This window comes from Metaclostridioides mangenotii (assembly GCF_017873185.1).
Taxonomy (GTDB): domain Bacteria; phylum Bacillota; class Clostridia; order Peptostreptococcales; family Peptostreptococcaceae; genus Metaclostridioides; species Metaclostridioides mangenotii.
Genome location: NZ_JAGGJX010000008.1, coordinates 91,999 through 118,784, shown reverse-complemented (window position 1 = coordinate 118,784; position 26,786 = coordinate 91,999). Strand labels below are relative to the sequence as shown.

Below are 26,786 nucleotides of genomic sequence, written 5' to 3'. Positions count from 1 at the left end.
TTAGTTACAACTATATTATACGAGGGAGGTATAAACATTGGGAACTGTTTCATTAAGAGAGAAAGAGCATAGAAAAAAGCTTTCTCTAACATCATTTAGTATATTATATATACTACAAATTTTATTAGTATTAAGTTCTTTATTATTTGCAGGATCTCCAATAGCAGAGGAGATTATGATGTCTAAAGACAGCATAGCTCAAGTAATTCCAGCAAAATTTTCAGTGTTCTATATGGCTACATTTAATGGCTTTAAAAATGCAATGGATATAGCAATATTTATATTTATGCTATCAGGTTTTATAAATGTGGTTAACGAAACAGAAGCATTATCATCATCGTTAAATTCATCATTAAATAAACTTAAAGGAAGAGAGTTATATCTATTGCCTATACTTATAATATTCTTTGCAATAGGAGGGACTACTTTTGGTTTTGGGGAAGAAACGATTCCTCTATATGGTATTCTAACTGCTGCATTATTGGCTGCTGGATTTGATACTATGGTTGTATTGGGAGTGGTTTTACTTGGAAGTGGTGTAGGAATTGTAGGATCTACAATAAACCCTTTTTCTACAGGTGTTGCAATGGATTCACTAAAGGGAATTGGGATAGACACTAATGCAGGGATTATATTTGGATTAGGTGGTATAGTATTATTATTTGCTACCATAATTACTATTATTTATGTTATGGGATATGCGAAGAAAGTAAAGAGTAATATGAAGTTTAGTATTTTATCTGAATCAGAATATAGTCATATGAATGAAAATATCAAAAAAGACAATAAAGAAATAAAGTCTTTGACCAAAAGTCAAAAGATAACAATGTATATATTTGGGTTTTCATTTCTTGTCATGTTTATATCATTAATTCCATGGCAAAAATTTAATATTAATATATTTGATAATTGGTCAAATATATTAACTGGAGAACCTTGGGGACAATGGTATTTCGGAGATTTATCTATGTGGTTTCTGTCTATAGCAATATTAATTGGGATTATATGTAAACTTGGTGAAGAAAAACTAATAGAAGCATTTATGCAAGGCGCTAAGGACGTTATTCCAGTAGTAATGATTATTGTAGTATCGAGAGGAACTTCAGTACTTATGTCTGATACAAATCTAGATATGTTTATACTTGATAGAGCTAGTCACCTATTACAAGGAGTATCACCAGTAATTTTTGTATTAGGCTCATATATTATATTTTTCTTTTTGAGTATATTAATTCCATCATCATCAGGATTAGCATATGTATCGATGCCTATTATGGGAGGATTAGGACATAATGTTGGAATTTCACCAGAACTAATGGTTATTATATATGTATCCGCACATGGTATTGCACATTTAACTTGCCCAACTTCAGGAGTTCTTATGGCATCTATAGAAATAAATAAAATAAGTTATGGTACATGGCTTAAATTTGTCAAAAAACCAGTGATGTTACTTATATCAGTTAGTTTAATAATTTTACTTTCAGCGAACTTCATATTATAATGAATTAGAATTTATTTACAAATTTTATATGATTATAAAATAAATTTTAGAGCGATAATATAATATTTTATAAAATATATATTAAAAAAAATATAGATCTTTGGGAGGAATATTAAATGAATTTTGAAATACCAAAATACAAAGAACCAGATTTTTCTTTAGAGAAATTTGTAAATTCAAAAGATGCCGAAATTGGAATATGTGATAAAGATGGAGTTGCGCCAGATAATTATCATGGAACTTCAATGTATCCAGAATATTTTAAAGTTAATGGAGAATGGAAACTTGCAGAAGACAGTAGAATGGATGGTACAGTAGTTCTAAGAGAAAGTGGAACAATTGATGTAGTAGAAATGCGTAATTTAAAAGCTGGAGATAAAGTATTTTTAGGTAGAGTTGATAATGGATCAGAAGGAATATACTTATATCCTGATGGATTTACTTCAGCTGAAGAAGAGAATGGAGATCAATTTGCTTTTAGACAAGGACGTTCTCGTGAGACAGCATTCTCAAAAGATTATGATGATTTATATAGTTTGTTAGACTATGAAAAAGAAAATGGTAATATTGTTTGGGTAATGGGACCAGCTTTTGCATTTGATCATGATGCTCGCCATGCAATGCAAGCTCTTGTAGAAAATGGTTATGCAAATGGTCTTCTTGCAGGAAATGCTTTGGGAACTCATGATCTTGAAGCAGCATACTTAAAAACTGCACTTGGACAAAATATATATACTCAAGAATCCCAAGTAAATGGACATTATAATCATTTAGATACACTTAATGCAGTTCGTAGAAGTGGAACTATACATCAGTTTATTAAAGATCATAATATATCTGATGGTATTATGTATGCATTAGATAAAACTTCAACACCATTTGTTTTAGCAAGCTCTATAAGGGATGATGGACCATTACCAGAAGTTATACCGAGTGCATATGATGCACAAGATGCAATGAGAAATATAGTAAGAAAAGCTACAACAATAATTTGTTTAGCAACTCAACTTCATACTATTGCAACAGGAAATATGTCACCGAGTTTTCGTGTTATAGATGGAGAAGTAAGACCATTATTTATCTATACTGTAGATGTATCTGAGTTTGCAATAAATAAATTAGCAGATAGAGGTAGTTTAAGTGCAGTTGGAATAGTTGCTAATGTTCAAGATTTTATAGTAAATGTTGCTAAAGGAGTAGGAGCATATTAAACTTTAATATAATTAGTAATAATTATTTGTAAATATAGTGGGATAAATTAGAAATATAGTTTATCCCTCTATTCTTACCTTAGATAGATAAAGGCCTATATGGGGTTAAGTCAATTGTCAGCAAAGCCTTTTTAAATGAAGTCGACTAATGATTAGAATTGTGCGATTAAAAATTGTTTCATAAAAGCATAGGGAGCGTGATTGTTATGGCGTCCCCGATACGATTTGAACGTACGACACCTTGCTTAGGAGGCAAGTGCTCTATCCAGCTGAGCTACGGGGACATATTAGCAAATATTCTTTTTATCCTTTAGGTATTGGACTACAGCTTATGAGGCGAACCTTATATCATGATGATGTACTGGGACGTATATTAAAAGTTTTGAGCCATGGGGGTCGTTACACCTCGCCCTAGGAGAATTATAGTCATTAATAATATTATAAAAAGAAATTATATTATTATAATTAATTTTTATCACTTTTTATTTGTTTTGTAAAGTAAAATATATTATCGTAGTCTGGCATTGATATTAGAAAATAAAAAATCTAGTGTTAATTAGAAAACAATAAAATTAAGTTTCACGAGTTACATACTATTATTAAAAAAATAAATTGTTATTTAAGATTAAAAAATACAAAAAAATGATATGCCACTAAAAGCAACGACTATATTTATGTCTATTGTCTTAAGTTGGCATATCATTTAAATTATTTATTTTGTATTACATTTTTGGATTATGTTTTATAAAAGTACCTTCATCAAGTTCTCTAAAAGTCTCTTGAAGTTGATCTCTAGTATTCATAACTACTGGCCCAGCCCAAGCTACAGGTTCATGTAGTGGTTTACCAGCAAACAATATAAATCTAATTCCATTTTCAGAAGCTTTTATACTGAATTCATCGCCTTTATTGAAAAGTACTGCAGATTTACTTTCAACTTTTTTCCCTGCTACAGATCCTTCACCAGTCATCACGTAGATGAACATATTATCTTCTTCGTTTAGATCTATATTGAATTCTTCATTTGGTTTTACATCTATATCTAATAAAGTAACTTTTATAAATTTAGGGTCTACACCTTTTATTTTGTTCATATAATTACCTGCAATTACTTTAACTGTACTTTTTTCATCTTCAAAAGTTTTTATCATATCTTTTGAAATATCGAAGTACTGAGGGTCGGTCATTTTGTCTTCTTTAGGTAGGTTCACCCAAAGTTGCAGACCTAACATTTTATCGGAAGCTTTAGGCATCTCTTGGTGCATAATACCGCTTCCTGCAGTCATCCATTGGCACTCGCCATCTCTTATAACACCTTTGTTTCCTAAGCTGTCTTGATGCTCCATTTCTCCATTTACTAAGTATGTCACTGTTTCAATACCTCTATGTGGATGGAATGGGAACCCTTTGATATAATCATTTGGATCTGTTGAATCAAAAGCATCTAACATAAGGAATGGATCGAACTCATCTACTGTATCATGTCCAAGTACTCTTACTAAATTAACGCCAGCACCGTCTACTGTACGTTGTCCTTTTACTACTTTAAGTATTTCTCTTTTCATAACTTAAACCACCTATCTATATTAATTTTAATTTACTCATTGTAAACTTCATAATTTATTTAATGTTTATTGTTCTATCAATCTTTTTCTTACTAAATTTATCGAAAATTTAAACCTATTTAAAAACCTGCATTCTTTCAGCTGTAGATCCGAATTCTTTTTCTCCTGGTTCTGCTGTTGGAACACCAAATGGCATTTGAGCAATCAACTTCCACTCTTTATTTATTCTCCAAGTTTCCTTTACTTCATCGTCTATTATTGTATTGTAATGTTGTAGAGAAGCTCCAAATCCAGCATCTTCTAACATTGTCCAAACTGCGAGTTGGTGCATTCCTGAAGTGTGGTTTGACCAATCTCCAAACTTATCTGCGTATGATCCAGCACCAGCTTTAGCCGCCTCTAACGGAGCAAAGTCTTCGAAAAATAAAACCGATCCGTATCCATTAGCAAATGAATCAATCTTCACATCTGTAGGGCCAAACTTATCTGCTGGTACTAACTTTCTAAGCGTTTCTCTTACAATTTCCCATAGTTTCAAATGTTCTTTGCCAAGCAGTAGAACGATTCTGCTAGTTCTAGAGTTAAATGCCGATGGTGTATGCAGTATTGCAAAATTCATTATTTCTTGTATTTCTTCATCCGAGATAGGACTTTCATTTGTTATTCCGTAATAACTTCTTCTATGTTTTAATGCCTCTTTAAAATTTCTTTCCATTTTTAGTTCCTCCTCTATAATTTAGTACTAACTAGTAATATATTTGTTTTATTAAAGCGTATATTCTATACGCCTAATTTCTTTAATATGTCTATTAAAATATGTTTTTCTTCAAAAGAAATATCTTTTAAAAACTCATTTAAATCCAGTAAGTGCTCTGGGAATATTTCTTCGATTTTGTCCTTACCCTTGTCCGTTAAGTGTATTATATTAGATCTGCTATCATTTGGATCAGTGCACTTTTCAACCATTCCCTCCTTAACTAAATTATTTATTACTACAGTCATGTTTCCACCAGTCGCTAAAATCTTTTCGATAATTTCGCCAATTCTTAGGTCGCCTTTGTGATACAAAACTTCTAAAACTGCAAATTGCATAGTTGATAACCCATGATTTCTAAAGATAGTATTTGATCTTCTGTTTAACTTGTTTGCGCTTCTAGTAACCGCTATTAATGTCTTTAAATTTAAGTCGTTTTTTTCTCCATAAGAATTATTATTTGTTTTCATGATTTAATTATATTACTAATTAGTAATAAATGCAAGCCTTTTAAAAAATATATATTTTTATATGTCAAAATACTAAATTAATGACTTGCCAGATTAGTTTTAGTATAATCAAATCAAGACTTACAAATAAAATATTACTAACAAGGGGGAGTTTATCTTGAAAACTAGAGAAGAATTGGCAAATGATTTCTATATAGACGATCATGCGGTTTTATTTGGTCTTCTAGCAAAGCATTCTGAAAGGGTAAGTGGAGAAAAAGGAATTAAGGTAGCTGGAGAATCAGTGGTTACTTTTGGAAGAGAAAGAGGTATGCGTTGCGCAATGCGCTGTCTGAAGGATGGCGAGGAACTAACTGTAGAAAATTACACAGTTTATGGTGAATGGGTAGATAGCAAAGGATGGTCAAAAACAGAGTTAGAAAGTATTTCACCATCGTTTAAAACTAAAATGACCTCTTGTGGCTGGAGTGATAGCTGGAAAAAATATGGTCTAGAGAAGTATAGTAAATTATACTGTTCAAATATTGATGTAAGTTTAGCGTATGGATTTAATCCAGAAAATAAATTTAGTTTGGATACATCTATTTCATTTGGAGATTCTCTTTGTACTTTTAATTGGGTTGATTTCTACTTTAAAAGCGAAGAAGATTTAAATAAGATGTTTGAAAAAAGAAAGGATGTACTAGAAAGAGTTGTTAAAGATTTCTTATATCAGTGTGGGCATGTTTTAAACGCTTATAAGAGAGTAGCATTTTATAATTTAGGAGTAGTAGCTGCAAGTGAAATTATAGATAATGCTATGAATGAATACAAAGATATCTTTGGTGAAGAGAAGAAAAATGCAATAATAAATGAATCTGAACAGGATTTTTTAGCAATATGAAATACTATTTAGTGACTTTCCGGAATTTGAATATATAAAGAATATAATAGAGTATCTGAAATTTTAAAGTATTTTAATATAATATAGATAAATAGAAATTTGAAGGAGTAGAAAATATGAAAAATGAAAATATAAGTTATCTAGGCTAAGGATTATGCTTTGGCGTTACTTTCGGTCTACTATTTAAAAATTTAGCTATTTGTTTGTCCTTTGGTTTACTTATTGGAGTAGTACTCGATAGTAATAAAAACAAAAATAAATAAAATTCCTATAGGAGTATATCTAAAAATAAGAATTTGTACTGTGATATTAAATTGAGCTGAAATCTAAATAAAATTATTTAAATTAATATCCAAGCAGTACAAGAAAAAAGACCTTTTTATCTACAATTTATCTGTATTAAAACAACAAGTCTTAAAATTGGCATTTAGAAAATAGTTAACTTATTTTGATTTTTATTATATAAATATCCTTACTTAAAAATCTTTCTCTTACAGTTTTCCTTGTTATTTTTATTTCTTTACATTGTTCTGTTGAACTTTTTCCTCTAACTTTTTTATTTATATATTCTATGTGATCCATTTATACTAACCTATCAAATTTTTCTCTTTTCATAAAAAATATTCATCCTATAAAACAATAAATATTAAAGTATTTATTGTTTTATAGGATGAATATTTTCTTTTTATACAACTGGCACGAGGGAGCTGAAATCGACGCTATTATTTCCTTATGCTCTCAAAATAGCTTGTAAAAAAACAGAACTATTTTTATTCATAAAGAAATAATTATGTACGATAATATACAACTGTATACTCAGTCGTTTCAAGTTTTCGCACCCCTTCTATTATATATAATCACCCACAAACTTTCTAAATTACGGCTCTATCCTAATGCTATAATCTGTTCATGGTTCCCGATACATTAGTCTTTTATTTAAAATCTGCTCAACATTTATTAAATTTTCTTCCATAAAGGAATTAATGACCTTTGTATTTAGATCAATAATACCTAATGTTTTTTTATATGGTTTATATTTTATAAGTAAATTTAATGATGCTAAACGCTTTATGTATCCTTTTTAATATTAGTCTTGCCAAACCCTTTTCTTTAGATTGTGTATCCAACTCTGGCACAATAATTGGGGATAGATTTCTTATTTTAATTCATTATTAAACTCTTTCTGATGATAGTTAGAATATTATCTTCCATATGATCGAATTTAGACTTTATATAGTTTTCATCTAAACAAAGCGATCTTTAATTGTTTCTTAGTGATTTATAAATCTAAGTTGTTATTTAAATGCAATAGATATTAAAGGAAAATCGTATTAAAACTTCTATCTATATAAATCTTGTTTTTTTAATGCAAGAGCATAAGGGGTTTCTGCCCCCCGATAAGCGTGGGTGCTAGGCAAAGCCTAGCGAAATCCAGGGTACTCGAAAAATATAGATAACCATAAAAAAACCATGCCAATAACCATTGTTTGACCATTGATTTTTACTATTATTTTTTCACATATAATCCTCTTTTCTATATTTTAATATTTTAATCTTATTAAGCTAATTGATAACAATTCGTTAATTTCTAATAGTAAATTAAACATATAAAAGAGATGCATATTATGTTACTTATACAAGTAATTCAAAAAAATACAATGAAAAAAGGTTCTGAAATATATAAAAAACATTTCTTCTAAAATCAAATATCTTTATTTACAGTTTTATTTAATTGTCTAAAACATTTCTTCTCACTAGTGATATTTTCGCTGATTGCATCGTAATTTTAGTATAATATCTACTGTAATTAAAGTAGTGTTTTTACAAACTTATTTTCATTTCATATAAAGTCTTCTGCTTACACTTGCCTCTATTTCTAATCGCATATGTTTTTCATATTGATATATGAAAATGAATATTATCTATGTAATAGTACATTAAACAAGTCCTTATTTAACTATTTTTTTTATTATTCTTCAAATAAATAGTTCATTTCATTACACGTAACTTCTCTTATTACCTATTATACAGAGCCATAGTTTCAGTATTTAAAATCCTTATTCCTTCAATTCAAATTGTTTTATTAAAAAAACATCTTGCAATAATACACTATAATTTTTTATAAAAATAATAGTAAAAATATGTGTGTTAACGGTGTGTTATGGCATGTGTTTTTTATGTGTTTTTTGATTTTTATTGTACCCAGGATTTCGCTAGGCTTTGCCTAGCTCCCACGCTTGTCGGGGGACAGAAATCCCTTATGCTCTTGCATTTAAAAAAGGACTTTGAAGTTAAAGTTTAGGTTTTAAAATTTTTATTAGTGAGGTTTATTTAAAATATGGAAATTAAGATCAGAAATTTATCAGCAACGACAGTAAATGAATTAAATTTAATCTCTAAAAAAAAAGGAATAACAAGACAACAACTTTTAAAAAATTATATAGATAAACTGGCTTTGTCTTATGAAGTAATAGAGGTAGAAAGTAAATATGAAACTTTAGTAAAAAAGGTGTTAGGTGTTATCGATCTTAATACAAAAACAATTAATTCATTTATGGAGGAAAATATAATTGATTTAAACAATAGTAAGGAGGAATATTAGTGAGTGAAAACAAAATAAGAAAGCATTATTATATGAGTGATGAAAGTATTAATTATACAAATCGTTTACAAATAGATCATGATGATAAAAACGCTTCAATAACATTAAGAAGAATAAAGGATCATAAAGATAAAATACATTTAAATCAAAAAGATACAATTAATTTGCTTAGTGAAGAAATACATGCAAGTACAATAAATTATCTAGAAGAAGAACTTAAAAAAATAAGGATTGCATTAAATGGAATAGACTAATGATAGAGATTATAAATGGAATATTAATATTAAAAAATATAGGTGGGGATGAAGAACTGGCTGTTACAAATGAGTTGGAATCAGATGTACTTATAAAAGCTAAAAAAGTGGTTAAGGAAAGGATTTTTGATTATAAATATAAAAATGATAGAGCGTTATATTAATGAGCAGTCCTTTTATAATTAATAAAACTAAATTTGTATATTCATCTTCTAAAAATTTTAAACATATGTTGATTACATAGATAGAGAAGAAGCAAAAAGAGATAAAGCATATAATCAATACTCTTTATATAACGATTATATGGAAAATGAAATGAAAAGCACTGGTTTATTTAGTACTGATAAGAGCAACTTAAATGAAGAAAAAAATAAAAGATTTATTTTCAATAGCAAAGAAAAACGAAAGCATCTTATGGCAAGATGTTTTTTCTTTTAATAATAAGAAGCTAGAGGAACAAGGTTTATATAATTCTGAGACACAAGAACTAGATGAAGAATTAATAAGGGAAGCTACATGCAATGCAATGAATTGTTTATTAGAAGAAGAAAAATTAAAAGATAGTGCTATATGGACGGCATCAATACACTATAATACTGATAATATTCATGTACATATTGCTATGTGTGTGCCACATCCAACAAAAGAAAGAGGTAAACGTAAACCAAAAACATTAGATAAAATGAAAAGCAAATTCACTAATACATTGCTTGATTACGATAAGAACTATAAAAAAATTAATCATAAAAAGATACTAGGCAAACAAAAAAAACACTCAATAATGATGTTCAATTAAAGTTATTGTATAAAAAAGCAATTGAAAATCTTCCTAAAGATAAAAAACAATGGGCATATGAATATAATACAATGAAAGAGAGTAGAGTTTATTTAGATAAAATTACGGAGCATTATCTAAAGAACTATAAGAAGGAAGAATACGAAGAATTGATAAAACTATTAGATGAACAACAAGAAAATTTACTATATACGTACGGAGAAGGAAAACACAATTATTATAAAAACTATAAGGAAAATAAAATAAAAGATCTCTATAAAAGAATGGGGAATCTACAATAAAAGAGATAAAAGGTTTATTATATTCAAATGAAAATATAAAAAAATCAACGATAAAAATAAATAATAAGGATATAAACAAACTAAAAAGAGTACTCGGAAATGAAGTAAATAATTATAAAAACCAACGTGAGTTTAACAAATTACAAAACGAAATTGAATATATAAGATAACTATTTGAAGTTTGCAGATTCAAATATTAAATAGATATATTGCACTTATAATGAATAGCAGTTGAAGGTTGCAGACTTCATGGATTTGCTTTAAATAAGTTGTCAATTCCTAGTAGGATTATTTTAAGCTATGATTAGAAATAGAAAAATATAATAAGGCCTAAGAAATTTCTTAGGCCTATTTTGTATTATAAATAAGTTATTATATAATACCTTTTCCTGTTATACACCTACATTTTAAAGACATAAATTTATGTTAAAACAGGTTCACTTTTTTCTTTTAATTCTTCTAGCTTTTTAAGAATGGATTTCTTTTCTTCTTCTAATGCTTTATCTGTAATGTCTACAAAACGCTATCTTATTTTTATATATCGAATCAAAACTCGATATTGGATCATCTATAGGGGTATTAATTTACTGAAAGAATTTTAATAAAAAACAAATTGACAAAAAGTAAACATATGATTATTATATAGACATAGGATTATAATGATAAAAAGTTCACATTCCTTTAGGAGTGATTAAATGAAAAAAGTAATAATATGAAATCCAATGTTGAGTTGGTACGTTTTGGTATCCTCATAGGTTTTTAATCTTATTTATTATGGCTTCTTTAATAAAAGGTAGTGCTACTTACAAAGCGATTATTGTAGGGTAAAGCAGTAGGAATGCTTTTGAGGTAAATGCTTTTAATTGGGGATATTCGGCATGTGGATCAACAGGTTTAAAGAAAGACATTGGCTTTTCGTTGAAGGCAACAGTGTATCTTGGAGTGGTTTTCGCTGCAGGTATCTTGGCTTTAGGATGTGGACTATTTGTATTTGATTTCTATATCAATAGTCTAGGTGTGTTTATCTATAATTTTTTTGCTATGGCATTTTTAAGGGCGGACGCTGCCTGGTTAGGTAACTAGACAATTTTCTATCATATTTCTTTTCTTGAATATGGGCTTTCCATGGTGGTATTAGCATTAAGCTTGTCTAAAGGACGTACATTAGGAGAAGTGGTGATTGGAATTGGTGTAATCTATCCACTGATTGCCGGTATCTGGTTCTCAATTTTTGGTGGAACTGCAAACAGATTTGAGATGCAAAACCCTAGAATATTATCAACTGTTATGAACTCAGTTTGGTTACCGAGTGTTTTATTGCCTTGCTGCAAGAATTATCTCTCTCATATATCATGATTCCTTTAGCCTTGATATTAATTATTTATTTCTTGTCACGAGAGGATATAGAGCAGCATACAGTATGTCTGTTAAGTCACAAATATGTATGTGCCATAAGCATGGATTCGAGCCCTATTGGCTATTTTATTAAGGTACTTCCGCTACAGTTTTAGTGTTGATTGGAGGAAATGATGTAATGAGTGCTATGCAGAGCTTTATAGTGATATGTGGATTACCGCTTATAGTATTTTATATTATATTGATTTCAGGTGCAATTAAGGCGGCTAAGTCATTATATCAAATAAGCAATTGAGAGTTAAAGAAGAGATACCAGGAGTAATTGTTAAGGAAGAAATTAGCAGACCCTATTAACAAATTATAATCAGTTGATTAAAATTAAACATATGGTTATTTTATGAAAGTGTTAACAAATTCATACATTTAAGGAGGTAAAAATGGATAAGAATAGGATGGGAAAAGGAAACATTGAGTGGTTGCGATTTGGAATTTTGGCAGGATTTTTAATTCTATTCGCAATATCCGCCTTGGTTAATAGTGAAGCCACATATGCAGTCATTTCAGGTGGTTTTAATATTATAACTAATTACTTAGGTGGGTTTATACAGCTGATGATGTTAATTTTCTGGTTGATAGCATTATTTGTTGCTATATCAAAATTCGGAAATATTAGAATCGGTGGCAAAGATGCTAAAAAAGAAATGAGTACCTTTAGCTGGTATGCAATCCTCATTACAACCATGCTTGCAGGAGGAGGTGTTTTTTATGCAGCAGCAGAACCCTTCTATCATTTTGTGAATGTACCCCCACATTTTGAAGGTGTTGAAGCAGGGACATTTACAGCAGCCGGCTATGCTTTAGCTCAAGGTGCTTTTAACTGGGGGTATTTGGTCTGGGGGGCAACAGCTTTCTGTATACCACTATTGGCTTATGTAATTTATGAAAAGGGGCTCCCAAATAGACCTAGTTCTATGCTTTATCTAGTTGGCGGTGAAAAAGCATCAAATGGTGTTGCAGGTAAAGCCTTTGATATTTTTGCTTTAATTGGTGTTGCTGCAGGAACAATTGGTCCAACAGGCTTTCTTGGTCTTCAGATAGCATTTGCTTTAAATGCTGTGTGGGGCATTCCTAACACAGTTATGACCCAAGTAGTTGTAATTCTGATTGCAGCAGTAATGTTTATATTTGGTGCAGCTACGGGGCTTAAAAAAGGTATGGATTTTCTTTCTAAAGCGACGATTTATTTAGGAGCGATATTTGCTATATCTATTTTGCTACTTGGTACTGGAATGTTCGTAGTTGACAGTTATGTAAGCAGTCTTGGATTATTTATTCAGAATTTCTTCGTTATGTCCTTATCTAGACTAGATGTAACATGGATGGGTGGATGGACAGTCTTCTATCAGATTTGGTTCATTGCTTATGGACCGTCAATGGCAGTGTTGACCTTAAGTATGTCAAAAGGACGTTCATTACGTCAGATCTTACTTGGTATTACATTTGTATGCCCGCTTATTACAGGCATTTGGTTTGCTATTTTTGGTGGGTCTGCAATTGGCTTTGAAATGATAAACGCAGGGGTTCTAACGGAAGCGCTTGGTTCTGCAGGATTACCCAGCGTGCTGATAAGCTTGATACAGCATCTTCCGGGTTCGTTCTTCATGATGCCGCTTGCTCTAATCTTGATTGTATTATTTCTAATAACAACAGGAGCAGGAGCTGCGTACAGTATGGCGGTCCAGACTACACATATGGAAGTGCCTTATCCGTGGATTCGTGGGTTATTTGCAGCTCTTCTAGGCATTGTAGCAGCTGTTTTGGTAATAATTGGAGGAAATGATGCAATGAGCGCTATGCAGAATTTTATTGTAATCTGCGGGGTTCCTTTAATCTTCTTCTATGTTGTACTAATACCGAGCGTACTTAAAGCCGGGAAACTATTGTATCAGAATAAATCATTAAGAATTGATGATGAATCATTTAAATCGGATAATGAAATCCAGTTATGATATATCAAGAGTGAAATAAATTAATTATACTAGGAGGAAAAAATGGGCAAGATGTTATTTATTACTGAGGAACAAGTTCAAGATGCATTAGATATCGGTCTGACTCTTGAAACGATAAGAGAAGCATACAAGGCTTCTGCAGAAGGGAAAAGATATGCACCGGGCAGGGTTGTTGGACCAATAAGAGGAGAGGAAAACTGTGGTCAATGGCTAGTGGCAAATTGTTTAGATGTTCCCTTTTTTGGATCTAAATTTTCTGCAGTATTTAAGGACAATATTTCTAAGGGACTGCCAAGTGTAATTTCTAAAATTAGTCTTTATTCTGCTGGAACGGGGGAACAAGTTGCTTTAATCAATGCAGATTATCTAACTGCAATTAAGACTGGCGGCAGTGCTGGTGTTGCCACAGATTTGATGGCTAGAAAAGACGCTCATTGTTTGGGTGTAATCGGTACGGGTGTACAAGCCTATACACAGGTTCTCGCCATACAGGAAGTTAGGGAGCTGACAGAGTTAAGAATTTATGACCCAATACCTGATAGGGTGGATAAATTTGCAGAGAGAATCGCAAAGGTCGCAAAGGTTCAAAATAAACCATATAGGATCATAAAATGCAAGTCAGTTAGTGAATTAGTATTTAATTCAGATATTATTTGCACGTGCACACCTTCTCTTACTCCAGTATTTAATGGTTCTGAATTAAAACCCGGTACCCATATCAATGCGATAGGCTCTTTTACACCATTCATGCAGGAAATTGATGAAGAAACAGTTGTAAAAGCAGCACGAATCATTACAGAACATGTGGACGGGCTCTGGGAAGCTGCAGGGGATATCTTAATACCTGTAGAAAAGGGAGTGGTTTCTAAAGATAAAGTCGTTGGATCTGTCGGTGATTGCCTTGTAGGCAATGTTATAGCTCGTGAAAATGATGAAGAAATCACTTTATATGAAAGTGTTGGATCTTGTGTACTGGATGTATCTATGGCTATAGCTACATATGAAGTTTATAAGTTATTTACTTGTAGAAAATTTTTATAAGGACTTTTTTTTTCTCTCTTTCTTTTTCATAAACTTAGATATTCACCTTCAAGGTTAAATGAAAGCCTTGAAGGTGTTTTAAAATTATAAAAGTTTATTATTGTTGAATAAACAAATTAGTGATACGATATTGTTATACAATTATAAAAAGGAAGATTAGTTATGAAAACGAATATTACATTAAAAAAGAAAAGAGTTATGTTATATTTTATCGAGTCAGCAGCTAATATTATGTCAAATGAAGGTGTGGATCATCTGACAATACGTAATGTTTCAGAAGGAGCAGGTTATAACAGTGCCACATTATATAACTACTTTGATAACTTGGATGAGTTGAAAGAATGGGCATCTATATACTGCATAACAGAATACTTCAGTGAATGCTGTGACATTCTTGCGCGTAGAATTGATAGTCTTGATAATCTGATGGAAATTTGGCTGACATACTGCCGGTATGCATTTCAAAACCCCCAATTATATTCATATATATTCTTTTCATCTCAATCGAGTAATATACAAAGAAAATTAAAGACATTTTCAGAAGTATTTCCAGATTGGCTGCATCATGATCTTCGTAATGAACGCATTGCGGAGTTTGTCAATGCTCCAAATACAGAAATTCGTTGCCTTTATCTTGTAGAATTATGTATTCAAGATGGATATTTTAAAGAAGAAGATAAGGTAGATATAAATAATATTGCGGGCATTTTAACAGCAGGTTTCCTCCAGGAATTATATGCTAAAGGAGAATTGGTTAATCAAGAAATGATTGAAGTTTCTTTAGAGAAATTTAAGAAGTATTTTGGCGAATTTATTGCAATTAAAAGAAGTCGATAAAAATCAAGGGATAAATATCAATGCTTGACAAGGATCGCAGTAAGTACAATCAATGCATAATTTGGCTGCGAATATTTTTTTGCGGCTTGTTGGGTAATAAAAAAGCAATGCCAGCCGTTCTCCCGAATATCTGCTCTTTTAATAATTAGTGAAGAAACCAGCAGTGTTTATTGAAACATAACATTGACATCAACCATTATGTTTGCTTTAATTATCTTGCAAATTAGCTGTTATTCAAGTACGCGCATTAATGTTCAATACTAGCATTAAGGTTTACTACTTACTTAAAGGAGAGTATGAAATGGGTTTCCCCCTAAGGGGGAACATTTATTAACTTACTCATCTTTCCATTTCATTATCCAAATTCCTAGCCTTCCTTTTTCCTTTATTTCTGTTTATAGCTTGTTCTTTTCGAGTCTTTAATAAATCAGCTCCTAAAGTATTTTCTAACCAGGAAACATTATTTTTATTTTTATAAAAAACTAAGTTACCATTTTCAAACCAGGTGTCCCAGTTATGCTATTTAAATGCCCAGTTGTGTATTTTTAGTTTAAGTCTCTGCAACAATACCTGCTAATCCTAATAAATGGAGTAATTGGCTGGATACGCAGATATAACCTTTAAAAAAGTTCGAATTGATCATTATCAAGGTGGAAAGAAATATAAAACAACATATAGAGTTGATAAAATTTATCACAATAAATATTTAGATGTAAAGTATAAATAAATTTAGAAAGGAAATTTATTATGAATAATGAAAAACATTTAATTATTGCAATTTATATCTGTGCGGGTTCATTTTTGTTAAATGAGTTTATAAAGTTTTATATGAGTCAAGAAAATATATTTTTAATACAATACATACCGTTATTATTAATAATAGTATCTTTTATTATATATTTGATATCTATGAAAAAAGAATAAGAATAGATTTCTAGAGAACACAACCTAGCAAATAGAACAATTTGCTAGGTTTTTTTATTGAATAACGTAAGCAATGCCCTGTTTAAGCTAATTAAATCTGTTTATTGACATTTTCTTATAGTTACGTAAAAAAGGGCTTGTTAGAGGGTGACTACTTAGACATTAAACATTTTTAAATACAGAAGGGTAAGGATAGTAGAAATACTGCTATTTACAGACGAAAATAAATTTTAATTAGTTTCTAAAATACATTTAAAGAGGTATAGTAAAAATGCCCTTATAGTCCATATAAATGGATTGTAGGGGCATTAATTTTATTCTAAATATCAAAGTTCCTAATAGTAAATTTAGCTATTTTTTATAGAAGTAATTCAGCGTATTAATAACTACAGTAGTAATTACAAGAAAAAAATATCCTTTGACGAAAATATCTAAAACCGGTTGTAATGAAACATTTTTTCCAACAGTGGAAACTAAAATCAAAAGAATTATTGCTAATATATACACAATTGGGTTTATAACTTTTAATATATTTTTTTTCATAAATATCATCCCCTATATACTAATTTTATCTATGTTAGACTTTAAAATTTGTAAAAGTTTACTATATTAATGTCATAATTTATTATAGCATACCCTATTTCTTATCCTTTCTAAATATATATTAGGATCATTTACACCAATATAATACATATTAATTTGATATCCCAGATCTTTTATCTTTTTTAATGAATTTAGAATACCTTTACCTGTTAGTGTTGTCTCCTGGCAAAATGATTCTTCTTCTTTAATTAATCTATTTCTTTCTTTTATAGCCATACGTCCAGACTTCATCTGATTTTCAGCACTTTTCCAATCATCAGTAAATGTTCTTAAAATATTATCTGCGTTGATATATGGAAGTTCTTTTATTCCTTCTAAAAATTATACCAAGTAATAAGTAGTTGAAATATTATTCCTGGTAGACATAAATATTTTTATAATCGTATAGGTAGATAATTTAATTAACATTATTGTCAAATTAAAACTCCTTATCCCACTTATGTAGTTTAAATGACCAGTTTTGACATTTTATAGATTTATAGAAATAAATATAATAATATCAATATATGAGGAATATATTGGATTAAAATATATCTTTCTACGAAAATTAGATCAAGTGGTTAAGTATTCTATTTTATTTTAGGAGGGGTAATAATGAACAGTAAAATAAGAAAGTTTATAGCTACAGTTGCAATTGCAGTTACAGTGGCAACACCTATGACTACAGTTGTTAATGCAGAAATAACTGATGTACAAGAAAATCAAATAAGCATAGAACAAGAGGATAAGATATCAAAGGAAAAAATGGATGAATATAGAGAAACATATATTTTGATGTATGGTTCAGATGAGGGATTTAGTGAAGAAAATATTCAAAATAATGTTGGATTCTTAAAGGAATTGCAGGACGGCCAAGACGGTTCTATGTCAGAAATTCAAGCAAGACAAATAGTAAAGAAGTATTTCAATTATATTAAATGGATCAATAGAAGTGGAGAAATCTCGCTAAGTATTTCTCCAACAAAAGAATTTATTGATACTGCTTTGAAAAAAGATGTCTATTCAGCAGCAGTAACAGAAAGTTGGGGGATAATAAAAAGAAACTACTCTAAAGATAAAAGATGGAAGAATACTGAATCTTTGCGATTACAATATATTTGTCATACACAAAATGCCAAATGGAAGACTCCTTGGAATATCGAACCACATAGAACATCAACAAATTATGGAGTAGTTGTAGCTAAACGCTGCAATCCTTAATAGAAAATATGTTAGGTGGAGGAACTATATCAGAGTTAAATTTTAATATTTATTCATACTTAGCTTTATTAATATCAATTATTAATATGTACTTTTATATTTCAAAAGATTTAAATAAAGTATATTATTACATTAATTCATTTGTTGCAATAATTATTACCATGGTCAATTATTCACAATCAATTGTCTTTGTAGATGATTTAGGTTTGGATGGAGATCCTGTATCAATGATAGTAATTATTACACAAATTGTATTATTAGTAATTGCTAATGTTTGGAATAGTAAAAAAAATAAAAAGTAATCGCAATAAGGCCTAAGGATTATCTTAGGCCTTAATAATTTAATTAATAATAATAATATATAATTCCTTTTATGGAGGTCATATGAAATCTAATAGTAAACTTATTTATATAATTTGCACCATTGCTATTATTGCTTTAATTCCAATTACATCAAAGGGTTTATTTACTTCTCAAGTAGATTTAATACCTATTAGAAACTTATCTTTTTTTGAAAGTGCAAAAGATGAGGTAGTTTACTTTGGAAGAAAAACATGTCCTTATTGTAATAAAGTTTATCCAGTATTATTAGAAGAAATGAAGAAAGAGAATAAAAATGTATACTATTTTAATACTGATGAGTGGAGAGATAATAAAGAATTCAATAAGATATTAAAGAAATATGAGGTAGAAAGTATACCATATGCCGTTCGATTAAAAGATAACAATATTAGTAATACACTATTATTTGAAGAAAAAGATTTTGAGAACAAACACGTTTTATCTGATAAAATAAACAAATTTATAAAGTATAAATAAAAAATGGGACATCATTTGATATCCTATTTTTTATATCTAAGTTGTTAAATTTTATCAACTTAATCATCTTTCTATTTCATTATCCAAATTCCTAGTCTTCATTTTTCTTTTATTTCTGTTTATGGCTTGTTCTTTTTGAGTCTTTAATAAATCAGCTCCTAAAGTTTTTTCTAACCATGAAACATTATTTTTATTTTTATAAAAAACTAAGTCACCTTTTTCAAACCAGGCTATTTTAGTAAAGTTTCTTGTGTTATCATAGATAGTTATATTGTCACATATCTTAAAGGCTTCTTTTAAGTTCTCCAATGAACTTTCATACCTACGCCTTACTACTTCTTCATCAATGCCATGACCGCCTTTACTGACCCTATTCTTTATTCTTTCTAAAGATATATTAGGATCATCTACACCAACATAATACATATTAATTTGATATCCCAGATCTTTTATCTTTTTTAATGAATTTAGAATACCTTTACCTGTTAGTGTTGTCTCCTGGCAAAATGATTCTTCTTCTTTAATTAATCTATTTCTTTCTTTTATAGCCATACGTCCAGACTTCATTTGATTTTCAGAACTTTTCCAATCATCAGTAAAGGTTCTTAAAATATTATCTGCGTTGATATATGGAAGTTATTTTATTCCTTCTGATAGATAATCTGACTTATACAGTGTAGACTTACCCGCACCATTAACACCCGCAAATATATAATATTTTTTACTCATTAGTAAACACCCTTATCTATTAATTCTTTTTGCTTTGTTTGTAATAATAAATCAGATATTAACGCATAAAATTCTTTTTCTTCCTGGCTTTCTGCATATTTAATATATTCAGCCACATCCTTATCATACTTAATATATTCTTTGCTTAGTTGATATATCTTCTTAGCTATCTCATAATTTTCTTTTGACATATTAATCTCTCCCTATACTTTAATATTTTTTACTACTCATATTGTTTTTCCTGTAGTTCATGTGAAAGTTCCTTTTTATACTTATAGTAAGTATTTCTACTAATACCTAATAATTTAATAGTATCTTTATCACTTAAACTTCCCTTGAAGTCCTTAGAATACTTTAATATTTCTTTTTTAAATAAAATACTTTTCTTTGTAATTAACTTAGATCCTTTTGCTTGACCTATTTGTTTACCATTTAATTTAGCTGTTTTAATTCCTTCGGATGTACGTTTTTGAAGGTCTTTAACTTCTTTTTCTGACTGCTTAAAAGCTAATTTTATTTGCTCCCTGGCTAATTCTAACAAGAAGCCGTTTACCCCTTCTAATATTTTATCGATCGAAGTACCAGTCATAGGTATACTTTTTTCTTTTGCTTTTTTATATGTAGATGTATTAATATGTTGTTCTTTCAAAAAGATCAGCTCCACATTACGCTGAAAAAGTTCCTGGTAGAGTTCAAATCCCTTTTCTGCATCTCTACTCATTCTAGATACTGAATCAAAAACAATAGTATCTCCACTCTCAACTTGTTTAACAAGTTGATTCCATTTCTCACGACCAACTATCTTTGTTCCTGTATAAATTTCTTCAACAATAATCGCTTCATCATAAAGTTCCTTAATGTTTCTAATTTGTCTATCTATGTTTTGTGTTGGTCGAGAGATTCTACAATAACCATATATTTTTTTTATATGAATCCCCTCCATTGGTAGTTAAAGTAACGAACGTCATTTTTAATATATAATTTATATACAAATTATATATTAAAAGGTGCTATAAATCAATAGTTTTAATACTAAAATAATTAACCTTAGTTTTGATATGAATTTTAACTCTAATTATCCTGAAATAGTTCAAGAAGTTAAAGGAGTAGCCCATGGAAATGAAACTTCATTTTGTAGAATGTTATTTTCTATGTATTGTTTTGAATTTAATAATAAATGTACTTGTTTTGCAATAAATAACAAAGAAAAAATTTTATTTGGTAGAAACAGTGATTTTTTAGTAAGTATAGAAAAACTATATATGAACTGTCTTTACAACTCAAATAATGTTTACTCATTTAATGGAAATACAACAGCCTTAGTTCAAATGGAAGATGGAGTAAATGAAGAAGGTTTAGCAGTAGGTTTAACATTTGTATATCCAAAATTAAGAAAACCAGGATTTAATTCAGTAATATTAGTTAGATATTTCTTGAAAAATGTAAAACTACGCAAGAGGCAATTACAGCAATAAAAACTCTGATAGCATTAAATATATGGAATACAAAAATAGTTGTATAAAAAAGTTATATGTTGAATGTGGTTTAATAACTAATCCTTAAAAACGCATTTAAGATGTATAGTAAAGAAGCCCTTACTATCCATTTATTTTGATTGTAAGGGCATTAATTTTATATCAGACTAATTACTAAATTGAAATTTAGTTAATAGTTCAGATAAGAATAGATTTAAAAATTAATTATCTCTACTGTATTTTTTATGCAATTTATTTGTATTTAGTTCATGTATAAAAGTAGGAATATTAAATCCAGACTTTCTTCTGGAATAAATTTTTGATTGTAAATCTTTGAGTAACTCTAAACTTGTTTCATTTGAACTACTTGAACGTGCTATAATAGCATCTATTAGATTGCAATTATTTATATATTCATTTGTTTTAAATAGCTCTTTTATAAGAATCTCAAAAATTAAATATGATGAAATAACACCTAATACAACATCTTTTACTTCCTTATTCCAGTATAGAAGTAAAAATATAATTACTATAATTAGATTTAAAATTAGTAATAACTTTTGATAGAATTTGATTAAAGCTTTATCCCAATATATATTTTGACCTTGACACTTTATTATTGCTTTTTCTATTGATAGGTTGGGGGCAATATCAGAATACCAATTTTTTACACCCCTCGGTCTATCATAACCACTATTATTTATATTATCAGAGTATTTTTTAGGCATTTTATCCCTAAGATCTTTTGCTTTAGATTTAAGTTCATCCTTACTATTTCCATCCAAATGTCTACTTTCAATTTCAAAACCAAATAATTTGCGGTCAACCAACTCTTGAGTTGTAGCAGCTAAAGTATTAAATTTACATGCATTTTTATTTAGTGCTTTAGAAACTATTAAAATTATAAATGCAATAATTAAAATTTTGTCTCTATGGTCTGAAAATGTATTAGATGTTATACCTAAGATAAAGTTGAGTAGTCCTAGAAGAATTATTAAGTATTTAGTATTTTTAGCATTTTCATATAACATTTTTTGAGAAAATAAAAGAAGTAAGTTATATTCTTTGTTTTGTTCAATATTTATACTATTATTCATAATCTGGAAAATCATCTCCTAATACATCTGTCCATTTTTTAAAACATTCTTCTATGTTGCTTGATTCATAGTTACTGGCTTCTGAAGATAAAGTGCAGTATTTACTAATATTATTGGAAATATTACATTTATCAGAATAACTGTAAGTATTTAAATTTCCTTGTATGCCCTTTGGGTCATCTACATTGTTATATATAGATAGTTTTAAGGAATTCAGAACTTTTAAAAATTCAATATCAACCCATTTACTACAAGTAACATTAGGTTGATTGTAAATATTAATAATCATAGTTTCAAGTAAATATGAAGAGTTAATACTTATTGATTTTTTTCTATTCCAGTATTTTACTAGTCTTATTACATTAAGAAGATTCCCATCTAAACTTTGGTTTAATGTCGTAATATTATCTCTATCAATTCTAGGATCAGTTTTTTTCCAATAACCTTTTCCATCAGGAATTATATAATAACTTTTTCCTTGTGAATTTTCAGAAGTTAGAAAACATGGAACTATATCAAAGTTCCATTCGTATGAACTAAGCTTTAATGTTAGAGCTTCCATGTTTTTATGTGTTTCAGCACTTGAATATTGAGGTACAGAATCGATATAATCTTTAAAACGATTTATAACTTTTGTTGAATTCAATCTATTACTGTTATTATGACATAATCCTTTTAATATAGTATAAGAATCTGGTACATTAAGTTCAATATTGTCTGTATAAGTAGAATATTCATTATATGTTGTACCATTAGCATTTAAGCAGACCATTAAGTCTATATCATCTAACTCTCTAATTTTTGTATTCCTAGCAAAAGAACCAAAAAATATATTTTTATCTTTATAAAGTACAGGAAAATCATCATTCTTTGATTCTATTAAGTTTATTTGATCTATTAGCCAATTTCTACTTGAACGAGCTATAGACGTTCTACCAGAATCTAAATTAACAAAATCTTTCATAAAAGTTGAAAATGCAGAATTAATATTCTTTGTCATAAATTATAGTATCCCCCTTACTGATTTTAGTAGTTCATTATATTAATAATACTATAATTTGGTAGAATTTGTAAATTTTTAGAAAACATTATCATATATTTAGAAAATAAAATAAGAAAGACTTACAAGTTTCCATTTCGAATTAACTATAATGTTATCTTAATAATAAGAATTAAGTTCTATTTTAATAATTAAAGCAAACTTAAAAATCAATATATAGTATAGTATCAAAAGTATATTTAATTAAAATATCAAAAATAGCAAATTCTGAAAATATCAAGTTATAGCTTAATTTTTAATTCAATATCTAAACCTTTTAATTTCTATTATTTTTTTCTAGGTTTTCTGTTTTAAAAACCACCTTTTATTATATATTTTTAGTGATTCTATCATAAAAAACAACAATTAAAATTTCTTAATTAAAACTTACAAAAAACTTTTTTCTTGTGTTTTTTTATAAAAATTACCTAACCGTTTTGACACCAGAATATGACACCACTGTTTCTATTGATATTGCTATCCCAATCTCTGTGATGTCATTATTAACATTATGGCACTATATTATTGCAAGAGTTGATAAATAAAAAAAGACACACCAAAGTGTGTAGTTTTTTATTTATTGTTTTTATTTGAAATTTCTTATCTTCTGTTATTCCATCATTCCATCTGCAAAATTGATAGTCTAATAAATACCATATGATATGTTTTTATTACTTAATCCATATGTCTTTAAGTAAAACAATGAAAAATACAATGTTGGCTATCCCATATAGCCACCTGCTTACCTTAATAGTTTTTTTACTTATATTATACTTTACTAAATAATTTACAATACTAGGTACAATAAACTTATATAAAATAAATACTGGCAGTGCTATGTACATAATAATAGCAATCCAAAAGTTATAAAATGTATCGAATAAAAATTTAGTTCTAATTTCAACAGGAAAGTCAAGTATAGCTATAGCCCAAAATAGATAAATAAGCATACCAATATATGATTCTACTAGATAACGATATTTATCATATCTTATAATATATTTTACATAATCGTCTTTGCATAAAGATGTTGATAGATTATCTAGAATATCTTCTTTATACAAAAACTTCGAATTATCACTGTACATATAAACCTTAACTAAGTACATAACAATATTTTCAGTATTATTGTATTTGTTTGATAAATCAAGCTTAGGAATTTTTTTAGAAATCTTATCTATCCTAAATGCTTTTTCATCTAGTATTTCACTAAGCTTATCCTCTAGTGTAAATCTTAAATCATCTTTTTTACCAATTTCTATTTTTATAAAAAAGTTATTTTTGTGGTAAAGTAAATCATCATAATCATTTTTAACTATTATTCCTACAGTCTTTTTATCCATAAGCCCCCCATAGTTTTAGATAAAGCATTCGATATTTTTGTATTTGTATATATATTTAATCTATAAAATGTAATTATTCTCCTCCTACTTATCTCTTTTTTGTTTTTTACTTCTACTACATAATTTTAACATAGTTATTTAAATAAAGAGTATACTATCTCTAGAATTTCACTTTAGGGACTAGTTATTACAAATATAAGGCCCTTAAAATCTAATAAATGGATTTTAATGGCTTACTATATATCTTTTAATATCAGTTAGGGGATAGTTAAAGATTATATAAAAGGAAAACTAATGCAATAGATATGAATTAGCATCTGTTTCATTTTCAGCTAATTTTTATAAATGCAGACATAACATTTTACTAAAAAATTAAAATAGATGAAAAGAAATTTTTAATAGAATACATCAGGAAGTAGGATGTAGATAACAATAAACAACATTATGACACTAAAATAAAAGAGTAAACTAAGTGTTTACTCTTTTATTTATTAAATCGTAATAAATATATATTAAAAAACAATTAAATATTTTTAAGTAACATAAAAGTTACTTTATGTATTTTAGTCTTGTATTAAGCCAATTTTCATCAATCTCAAATTTAAATCGGTCATTTTTATTCGGATAAATGGTTAGAACATTATCTTTATAATAAGACTTATTAAATATAAAATCAGTGAATAAATACTTTTCATAACCATATAAATGGCAAACTACTTTATTATTTTTCATAAATATCATTTGTATCATATCTTCACTGTCAGTTTTTTTTATATCATTCCACTTATAACCTATAGTATCATATATTTTTTTAGGTGAAGTATGAGGCTCAAATACATATGCTTTATCCCACTCAAAAGGTGTTATATCTTTCAGGTTAATTTCACCAGTTCTATCATATGATTGACGTTCTAAAGCAAATTCAACAAATTTTTCAACAAGGTCATCAAAATTTTTATCTTCTTTACTTTTCTTAAATTTAATTATTTCACTAGATTTACTTACCACATTCCACTTATTATTATTTTTCTTTATTTTAAAGTTAATTTTCGAGATACATTCGCCATATTTACCTGGCTGAGTAACTATAACTTTTTCCCTAAGTTTATTTTTATAATCATGTTGATATATTTGTTTATGTGTATGGCCTGCTACAATAACATCTATCCCATTAACTTCTTTTGCTAATTCTTGAACTCTATTTCCAGGATATTTATCTGAATCACTCTTTTCACCACTATGAGCAACAGCTACTATAATATCTACATTTTCTTTCTTCATGACATCTACCCATTTCTTAGCATCTTTAACTAAATCACCCATATACAATGAGCCATTGTAACCTTGAAAATCTTTTAATCCCTCAGATGTTGGTTTTATATTTTCATTTCCAACAGTCTCATAGGTTTGACCTACTTCTTGTATAGTAAGTCCCAAAATACCTAATTTTAAATTTCCCTCAGATGTAGAGATATTTTTAATTACATAAGGAGATATATAATTTTCACCACTTACTTCATATGTATTTGCTGATAATAAATCGATATCATATTTTCTGAAATCAGATACCATATGATCTAGTTGAGCTTTATTATTTTCTATAAACTCATGATTTCCAAGTACTATAGCATCATATCCTATTTCCTTCATATCTTTTACTATTGGTGTTTCTAAATACTTTGTATCATATTCGTTGTTACTCCATTTTGTATCAAAATATTTATACATTGATGAACCCGATTTACCCACACTTAAAAAATCTCCAGCATCGACTAAAAGAGTATTTTTAGCTTTAGACTTTTCATTTTTTATATAAGAAGTTAATTCATAAGGCAAATATCCATGTAAATCAGTAGTTGCTAGCATATTTATTTCTATACTTTTTGTTGATTTGCACCCAACTATTAATAATATGAAAGCTCCTAAGAGTGCTATCAATATTCTTTTTTTCATATAAGTACCATAATATCCCTTTTTATAGAAAATAGTAGTAT

The 26,786-nt window shown here is 28.5% G+C and carries 28 protein-coding genes, 1 tRNA gene and 1 pseudogene; 17 read left to right on the top strand and 13 right to left on the bottom strand.

Annotated elements, in window-relative coordinates; genetic code table 11:
- The first annotated feature begins 37 nt into the window (after nt 1-37).
- The gene (locus J2Z43_RS13940) at nt 38-1,504 is read left to right on the top strand and encodes a YfcC family protein (protein WP_209457716.1); all 1,467 of its coding nucleotides are present in this window, start codon (nt 38-40) and stop codon (nt 1,502-1,504) included.
- Between the two features lie 116 nt (nt 1,505-1,620).
- On the top strand, nt 1,621-2,715 hold the full coding sequence (locus J2Z43_RS13935; protein ID WP_209457715.1) for a putative NPN-dependent ornithine cyclodeaminase: 1,095 nt from the start codon (nt 1,621-1,623) through the stop codon (nt 2,713-2,715).
- Nucleotides 2,716-2,922: 207 nt separating this feature from the next.
- Here the strand turns inward: J2Z43_RS13935 and J2Z43_RS13930 are convergent.
- The 4 genes from J2Z43_RS13930 to J2Z43_RS13915 all read right to left on the bottom strand — a co-directional run bounded on the left by J2Z43_RS13930 (nt 2,923) and on the right by J2Z43_RS13915 (nt 5,504).
- Nucleotides 2,923-2,999, bottom strand: a tRNA-Arg gene (locus J2Z43_RS13930).
- Between the two features lie 438 nt (nt 3,000-3,437).
- The gene (locus J2Z43_RS13925; RefSeq protein ID WP_209457714.1) at nt 3,438-4,280 is read right to left on the bottom strand and encodes a pirin family protein; all 843 of its coding nucleotides are present in this window, start codon (nt 4,278-4,280) and stop codon (nt 3,438-3,440) included.
- Nucleotides 4,281-4,395: 115 nt separating this feature from the next.
- Nucleotides 4,396-4,995, bottom strand: coding sequence for a nitroreductase family protein (locus J2Z43_RS13920; RefSeq protein ID WP_209457713.1), 600 nt, complete (start codon nt 4,993-4,995; stop codon nt 4,396-4,398).
- Between the two features lie 65 nt (nt 4,996-5,060).
- Nucleotides 5,061-5,504 carry a MarR family winged helix-turn-helix transcriptional regulator gene (locus J2Z43_RS13915; protein WP_209457712.1) on the bottom strand — a complete coding sequence of 148 codons (444 nt, stop codon included), beginning with the start codon at nt 5,502-5,504 and terminating at the stop codon, nt 5,061-5,063.
- Between the two features lie 157 nt (nt 5,505-5,661).
- Between J2Z43_RS13915 and J2Z43_RS13910 the strand changes: the two genes are divergently transcribed.
- The 11 genes and pseudogenes from J2Z43_RS13910 (at nt 5,662) to J2Z43_RS13855 (ending at nt 15,563) form a co-directional block, all read left to right on the top strand.
- Complete coding sequence (locus J2Z43_RS13910) at nt 5,662-6,387, top strand: L-2-amino-thiazoline-4-carboxylic acid hydrolase (RefSeq protein WP_209457711.1); 726 nt, start codon at nt 5,662-5,664, stop codon at nt 6,385-6,387.
- Between the two features lie 2,338 nt (nt 6,388-8,725).
- Nucleotides 8,726-8,989 carry a hypothetical protein gene (locus J2Z43_RS13905; protein WP_209457710.1) on the top strand — a complete coding sequence of 88 codons (264 nt, stop codon included), beginning with the start codon at nt 8,726-8,728 and terminating at the stop codon, nt 8,987-8,989.
- Nucleotides 8,989-9,243, top strand: a complete 255-nt coding sequence (locus J2Z43_RS13900) for a hypothetical protein (protein ID WP_209457709.1) — start codon at nt 8,989-8,991, stop codon at nt 9,241-9,243. Before J2Z43_RS13905 ends, J2Z43_RS13900 begins: the two co-directional genes overlap by 1 nt.
- Nucleotides 9,243-9,407: a hypothetical protein gene (locus tag J2Z43_RS13895; RefSeq protein WP_209457708.1), complete on the top strand. Its 165-nt coding sequence runs from the start codon at nt 9,243-9,245 to the stop codon at nt 9,405-9,407. Before J2Z43_RS13900 ends, J2Z43_RS13895 begins: the two co-directional genes overlap by 1 nt.
- A 76-nt stretch (nt 9,408-9,483) precedes the next feature.
- Nucleotides 9,484-10,039: pseudogene (mobL, locus tag J2Z43_RS15090) on the top strand (relaxase MobL).
- A 5-nt stretch (nt 10,040-10,044) separates the two neighbouring features.
- Entirely contained in the window at nt 10,045-10,320 is a 276-nt protein-coding gene (mobL, locus tag J2Z43_RS15085; protein WP_268828410.1) for a relaxase MobL, read from the top strand.
- Between the two features lie 918 nt (nt 10,321-11,238).
- On the top strand, nt 11,239-11,403 hold the full coding sequence (locus J2Z43_RS13875) for a hypothetical protein (RefSeq protein ID WP_209457706.1): 165 nt from the start codon (nt 11,239-11,241) through the stop codon (nt 11,401-11,403).
- 3 nt (nt 11,404-11,406) lie between these two features.
- Nucleotides 11,407-11,676, top strand: a complete 270-nt coding sequence (locus J2Z43_RS13870) for a BCCT family transporter (protein WP_327786976.1) — start codon at nt 11,407-11,409, stop codon at nt 11,674-11,676.
- Between the two features lie 437 nt (nt 11,677-12,113).
- Nucleotides 12,114-13,685: a BCCT family transporter gene (locus J2Z43_RS13865; RefSeq protein WP_209457704.1), complete on the top strand. Its 1,572-nt coding sequence runs from the start codon at nt 12,114-12,116 to the stop codon at nt 13,683-13,685.
- Between the two features lie 42 nt (nt 13,686-13,727).
- Complete coding sequence (locus J2Z43_RS13860) at nt 13,728-14,726, top strand: ornithine cyclodeaminase family protein (protein ID WP_209457703.1); 999 nt, start codon at nt 13,728-13,730, stop codon at nt 14,724-14,726.
- Between the two features lie 162 nt (nt 14,727-14,888).
- A complete protein-coding gene (locus J2Z43_RS13855) occupies nt 14,889-15,563 on the top strand; it encodes a TetR/AcrR family transcriptional regulator (protein WP_209457702.1) in 675 nt (224 codons plus the stop codon).
- Between the two features lie 1,275 nt (nt 15,564-16,838).
- On the opposite strand, the gene J2Z43_RS13850 is transcribed toward J2Z43_RS13855, so the two are convergent.
- Together J2Z43_RS13850 and J2Z43_RS13845 are read right to left on the bottom strand one after the other, a co-directional pair.
- Entirely contained in the window at nt 16,839-17,030 is a 192-nt protein-coding gene (locus J2Z43_RS13850; protein ID WP_209457701.1) for a hypothetical protein, read from the bottom strand.
- A gap of 72 nt (nt 17,031-17,102) precedes the next feature.
- A complete protein-coding gene (locus J2Z43_RS13845) occupies nt 17,103-17,321 on the bottom strand; it encodes a hypothetical protein (RefSeq protein WP_209457700.1) in 219 nt (72 codons plus the stop codon).
- A gap of 363 nt (nt 17,322-17,684) precedes the next feature.
- On the opposite strand from J2Z43_RS13845, the gene J2Z43_RS13840 reads away from it, so the two are divergent.
- The 3 genes from J2Z43_RS13840 to J2Z43_RS13830 all read left to right on the top strand — a co-directional run bounded on the left by J2Z43_RS13840 (nt 17,685) and on the right by J2Z43_RS13830 (nt 19,109).
- Complete coding sequence (locus J2Z43_RS13840; protein ID WP_209457699.1) at nt 17,685-18,290, top strand: DUF2599 domain-containing protein; 606 nt, start codon at nt 17,685-17,687, stop codon at nt 18,288-18,290.
- An 8-nt stretch (nt 18,291-18,298) separates the two neighbouring features.
- The gene (locus J2Z43_RS13835; RefSeq protein ID WP_209457698.1) at nt 18,299-18,592 is read left to right on the top strand and encodes a hypothetical protein; all 294 of its coding nucleotides are present in this window, start codon (nt 18,299-18,301) and stop codon (nt 18,590-18,592) included.
- 82 nt (nt 18,593-18,674) lie between these two features.
- Complete coding sequence (locus tag J2Z43_RS13830; RefSeq protein WP_209457697.1) at nt 18,675-19,109, top strand: thioredoxin family protein; 435 nt, start codon at nt 18,675-18,677, stop codon at nt 19,107-19,109.
- 63 nt (nt 19,110-19,172) lie between these two features.
- Here J2Z43_RS13830 and J2Z43_RS13825 read toward each other — a convergent pair whose 3' ends face one another.
- From J2Z43_RS13825 to J2Z43_RS13815, 3 genes are all read right to left on the bottom strand, one after another.
- Nucleotides 19,173-19,676: a zeta toxin family protein gene (locus J2Z43_RS13825; protein ID WP_209457696.1), complete on the bottom strand. Its 504-nt coding sequence runs from the start codon at nt 19,674-19,676 to the stop codon at nt 19,173-19,175.
- Between the two features lie 161 nt (nt 19,677-19,837).
- On the bottom strand, nt 19,838-20,029 hold the full coding sequence (locus tag J2Z43_RS13820) for a hypothetical protein (RefSeq protein ID WP_209457695.1): 192 nt from the start codon (nt 20,027-20,029) through the stop codon (nt 19,838-19,840).
- A gap of 32 nt (nt 20,030-20,061) precedes the next feature.
- The gene (locus J2Z43_RS13815) at nt 20,062-20,781 is read right to left on the bottom strand and encodes a recombinase family protein (RefSeq protein WP_234926413.1); all 720 of its coding nucleotides are present in this window, start codon (nt 20,779-20,781) and stop codon (nt 20,062-20,064) included.
- Nucleotides 20,782-20,896: 115 nt separating this feature from the next.
- Between J2Z43_RS13815 and J2Z43_RS13810 the strand changes: the two genes are divergently transcribed.
- Nucleotides 20,897-21,313 carry a carcinine hydrolase/isopenicillin-N N-acyltransferase family protein gene (locus J2Z43_RS13810; RefSeq protein WP_234926412.1) on the top strand — a complete coding sequence of 139 codons (417 nt, stop codon included), beginning with the start codon at nt 20,897-20,899 and terminating at the stop codon, nt 21,311-21,313.
- Between the two features lie 221 nt (nt 21,314-21,534).
- Here J2Z43_RS13810 and J2Z43_RS13805 read toward each other — a convergent pair whose 3' ends face one another.
- The 4 genes from J2Z43_RS13805 to J2Z43_RS13790 form a co-directional block, all read right to left on the bottom strand.
- Nucleotides 21,535-22,410: an S-4TM family putative pore-forming effector gene (locus J2Z43_RS13805; RefSeq protein ID WP_209457694.1), complete on the bottom strand. Its 876-nt coding sequence runs from the start codon at nt 22,408-22,410 to the stop codon at nt 21,535-21,537.
- Nucleotides 22,403-23,410: a nucleotidyltransferase family protein gene (locus J2Z43_RS13800; protein WP_209457693.1), complete on the bottom strand. Its 1,008-nt coding sequence runs from the start codon at nt 23,408-23,410 to the stop codon at nt 22,403-22,405. Before J2Z43_RS13800 ends, J2Z43_RS13805 begins: the two co-directional genes overlap by 8 nt.
- 710 nt (nt 23,411-24,120) lie before the next feature.
- Nucleotides 24,121-24,792: a hypothetical protein gene (locus J2Z43_RS13795; RefSeq protein WP_209457692.1), complete on the bottom strand. Its 672-nt coding sequence runs from the start codon at nt 24,790-24,792 to the stop codon at nt 24,121-24,123.
- Between the two features lie 549 nt (nt 24,793-25,341).
- Nucleotides 25,342-26,745 (bottom strand): metallophosphoesterase, encoded by a 1,404-nt coding sequence (locus tag J2Z43_RS13790; RefSeq protein ID WP_209457691.1) that lies wholly within the window; start codon nt 26,743-26,745, stop codon nt 25,342-25,344.
- Nucleotides 26,746-26,786: the final 41 nt, after the last annotated feature.